The organism is uncultured Aquincola sp. (assembly GCF_964001545.1).
GTDB lineage: Bacteria > Pseudomonadota > Gammaproteobacteria > Burkholderiales > Burkholderiaceae_C > Aquincola.
The window spans coordinates 1-3962 of record NZ_CAXFDV010000798.1 but is presented as its reverse complement, the minus strand read 5'-3'; the positions used below and the strand labels follow the sequence as shown (position 1 = coordinate 3962).

General features: G+C 68.3%; 4 protein-coding genes. 1 reads left to right on the top strand and 3 read right to left on the bottom strand.

Features of this window, described 5'->3' with window-relative positions; genetic code table 11:
- The 3 genes from ABNT58_RS27700 to hutH all read right to left on the bottom strand — a co-directional run.
- Positions 1-641 (bottom strand): alpha/beta fold hydrolase (locus tag ABNT58_RS27700; protein WP_348756592.1); only part of this gene is annotated, 641 nt, incomplete at its 3' end.
- Between the two features lie 19 nt (positions 642-660).
- A complete protein-coding gene (locus tag ABNT58_RS27695; RefSeq protein WP_348756591.1) occupies positions 661-1620 on the bottom strand; it encodes an ABC transporter substrate-binding protein in 960 nt (319 codons plus the stop codon).
- Positions 1621-1648: 28 nt separating this feature from the next.
- Complete coding sequence (gene hutH / locus ABNT58_RS27690) at positions 1649-3196, bottom strand: histidine ammonia-lyase (RefSeq protein ID WP_348756590.1); 1548 nt, start codon at positions 3194-3196, stop codon at positions 1649-1651.
- 49 nt (positions 3197-3245) lie between these two features.
- Here hutH and hutC point away from each other — a divergent pair.
- Positions 3246-3962: histidine utilization repressor (hutC, locus tag ABNT58_RS27685; protein ID WP_348756589.1), on the top strand; the 717-nt coding region annotated here is incomplete at its 3' end.

The following is a 3962-nucleotide window of genomic DNA, read 5'->3' as shown; positions in this document are numbered from 1 at the left end:
GTGATGAACGAGAAATGGCCCGCGCCCGGCACCACCCGGCTGTCGACGCGCCGCGCATCGGCCACGCCCTGACGAATGATCTCGCCCTGGCTCAGCGGCGTGATGTCGTCGTGCTCGGCTTCCATCAGCAGGATGGGCAGGTTGACCGCGCGCAAGGCATCGGGGGCCTGGAAGAAGAAGGCGGCCGGCGCCAGCAGCACCAGGGCCTTGACACGCGCATCGTGCGCCGGCGCCACCGCTTCGCCGCTGCGGGCATGGGCCTGGCCGCCCGCCACGGCCAGCGCCGTATAGGCGCCCAGCGAATGGCCGACGACGGCGATGCGATCACGGTCGATGGGCAGGCGCGCCAGTACCTCGGAAATCACCAAGCCCACATGGCGCGGCCGGTCCTGCAGGTTCTGCAATGTGCCCTTGAGCCGGTCGTCCTTGCGGTTATTGCCCGGGTGATCGAACGCGGCCACCAGCCACCCCGCCGCCACCAGCGCATGGCACAGCGCACGGTAGATCTGGTAGCTGCCGCCATTGCCGTGGGACAGCACCGCCAACGGCAGCGGTGCGGCCGGCGCGCCGTCGGCCGGCAAGCCCATCACTTCAGCCGGGAAGCGCAGGCCCCCGGGCGCGTCGACGACCTCGATGAACATGCGGCCCTTGCTTGGGAAATCAGTTCAGGAAGCGCGTGTCGGCCAGCTTCGTCAGGTCGGGGATCTGCTTGATGATGCCCACCTCCAGCAGCAGGTCGGCGGCTTCCTTGCTGAACTGCTGGTGCTCACCGGCAAAGAACTTCTGGTTGGCCGCGCGGTCTTGCCAACGCAGGAACTTCTGCGAATTCTCGAAGGCTTCGCCGCTTTGCTTGACGTCGCCGCCCATGATCTCGTAGCTCTTCTTCGGGTCGGACTTGATCATGTCCAGCGCATCGAAGTAGGCGTCGGCCAAGCCCTTGGCGGCCTTGGGGTTGTCGGCCAGGAACTTCGGCGCGCAGCCGAAGGTGTCCATCACCATCGGGTAGTCCAGCGTGGTGGCGATGATCTTGCCCGCCTCGGGCTTGGCGCGCACGCTGCTCAGGTAGGGCTCATAGGTCATGCCGGCGTCGATGCCGTCGGTGCCCGCCAGGAAGGCATTGGCCACCGGCTGCGGCTCCAGCGTCAGCACCTTCACGTCCTTGATGGACATGCCGTTCTTCTTCAGGATCCACGCGGCGCCGAAGTACGGCGCGGTGCCGGGCGCGCTGGCCGCCAGCGTCTTGCCCTTGAGGTCGGTGATCTTGTTGATGCCCGGCTTGACCACCAGACCGTCGGCGCCGTAGCTCTTGTCCATCTGGAAGATCTGGGTGCCGGGCACGCCGTTGGCGTTCCACACCACCCAGGTTTCCACCGTGGTGGCGGCGCACTGGATGTCGCCCGAAGCCAGGGCCAGGTGGCGGTCCTTCTGCGGGATCTTCTTCAAGCTGACGTCCAGGCCGTGCTTCTTGAACAGGCCCGCTTCCTTGGCCAACGTGAGCGGCGCAAAGCCCGTCCAGCCCGAGATGCCGATGGCGACCTTGGTCTCCTGGGCATGGGCCAGCGGCACGGCGGTGGCGCAGGCCAGGGTGGCGGCAAGGCAAAGGACGGAGGCTTTGGACATCATGGGGCTCGCTTCTTGAAGGGGGAGATCAGGCCGGGATCCACAGCGCCGGCAATGCCGGCAACGTTCGCAAGATGCGCGCCAATGCACCGCTGTGCACCAGGGCCGTGGCACGCTCGATGTCGGGCGCCAGGTAGCGGTCGACGTCGATGCTGGGGCAGTGGCTGCGCAGCAGCGCATGCACTTCTTCCAGCGCAGCCGAGCTTTGCAGCGGGCGCAGGAACTCGATGCCTTGCGCCGCAGCCAGCAGCTCGATGCCCAGGATGTGCGCGGTGTTGTTGATCATGGCCTGCAGCCGGCGGGCCGCGAAGGTGGCCATGGACACATGGTCTTCCTGGTTGGCCGAGGTGGGCAGGCTGTCCACGCTGGCCGGGTGGGCCAGCGACTTGTTCTCGCTGGCCAGCGAAGCCGCGGTGACGTGGGCGATCATGAAGCCGCTGTTCAGGCCCGCGTTGGCGGTGAGGAAAGGCGGCAGCCGCGACACGCCGCTGTCGATCAGCATCGCGATGCGGCGCTCGGCGATGGCGCCGACTTCAGCGATCGCCAGGGCCATGCCGTCAGCGGCCAGGGCCACGGGCTCGGCATGAAAATTACCGCCTGAGATCATCGCGCCGTCTTCCGCGAACACCAACGGGTTGTCCGTCACCGCATTGGCTTCCCGCACCAGCACCAGCGCCGCATGGCGCAACTGGTCTAGACAAGCGCCTACCACCTGGGGCTGGCAGCGCAGGCAGTACGGGTCCTGCACCCGGTCGTCGCCTTCGGCGTGCGAGGCGCGGATGGCGCTGCCCTGCAGCAGTGCACGGTAATACTGGGCCACGTCGATCTGGCCGGGCTGGCCCCGCAGCGCATGGATGCGTGGATCGAACGGACCATCGCTGCCGCGGGCCGCGTCGATGGTGAGCGCGCCGATGACCAGCGCCGATTCCAGCACCGGCTCAAAGGCCAGCAGCGCATGCAGCGCCAGCGCGGTCGAGGTTTGCGTGCCGTTGATCAGCGCCAGGCCTTCCTTGGCGGCCAGCTTGAGCGGCGCGATGCCGGCTTGCTGCAGCACCGGCAGCGCCGGCCGGCGCTCGCCGTCCACCAGCATTTCGCCTTCGCCCATCATCGCCAGCGTCATGTGGGCCAGCGGCGCCAGGTCGCCCGAGGCACCCACCGAACCCTGGCTGGGCACGTAGGGCACCAGGCCGGCATTGAGCACGGCCAGCAAGGTGTCGATGACCACCGGCCGCACGCCCGAATGGCCGCGCGCCAGGCTGGCGGCCTTGGTGGCCAGCATCAGCCGCACCACCGGCGGCTGCAGCGGCGCGCCCACGCCCACGCTGTGCGAGCGGATGAGGTTGAGCTGCAGGGTGTCGAGGTCGGCTTCGCTGATGCGCTGGTTGGCCAGCTTGCCGAAACCGGTGTTGACGCCGTACACCGGCGCCTGGCCCGCGGCGGCCGACTGCACCACGGCGGCGCTGGCCTGCACGGCCGCCGCCGCATGCGGGGCTACGGTGAGCGTGACGCCGCCGGCATGCACGGCCTGGAGCACATCGAGCGTCAAACGCCCAGGGTCGAGTAGGGTCGCAGTCATCCTGCAGACTCTACTTGTCTATACAACTTCAGGCAAGTAGGATCTGCGCATGCCGACCAAGACCACCTCCACCGCCGCCCCGGCGCCGTACGCCCGGGTCAAACAGTACCTCAAGCGCGAGCTGGCCAAGGGCCGCTGGACACCCGGCACGCTGATGCCGTCGGAGGCGGAGCTGGTGCAACGCTTCAACGTCAGCCGCATGACGGTCAACCGCGCGCTGCGCGAGCTGCAGGCCGAAGGCCTGGTCGATCGGGTGCAGGGCTCGGGCACCTATGCGGCGCAGCTGCACCGGGTGTCGTCCACGCTGACGATACGCGACCTGCAGGAAGATATCCAGGCGCGCGGCCACGAACACAAGGCCGTGGTGCACCTGAAGCGGGAAGAGGCGGCCTCGCCCGGTCTGGCGCAGCAGCTGGGCATGCAGGCCGGCGCGCCGGTGTTCCATACCTTGATCGTGCACCACGACAACGGCGTGCCGCTGCAGTGCGAAGACCGCTACGTCAACCCCGCCTGCGCCCCGGGCTACCTGGACCAGGACTTCACCCAGGTCACGCCCACCCACTACCTGCTGGACGTGGCGCCCACCTGGGAAGCGCACTACGCCATCGAGTCGTGCACGCCCACCGCGGAAGAAGCCAGGCTGCTGGGCATCCGCCGCGACGAAAGCTGCCTGGTCATCGTGCGCCGCACCGAAAGCCGCGGCACCGGCATCACGCTGGCGCGCCTGGTGCACCCGGGCAGCCGCTACGTGATCGAGGGCCACTTC

Excerpts from the sequence above, each read along its gene's own strand:
- ABNT58_RS27695 (WP_348756591.1), bottom strand. The coding sequence starts at position 1,620 with ATGTCCAAAGCCTCCGTCCTTTGCCTTGCCGCCACCCTGGCCTGCGCC.
- hutH (WP_348756590.1), bottom strand. The coding sequence starts at position 3,196 with ATGACTGCGACCCTACTCGACCCTGGGCGTTTGACGCTCGATGTGCTC.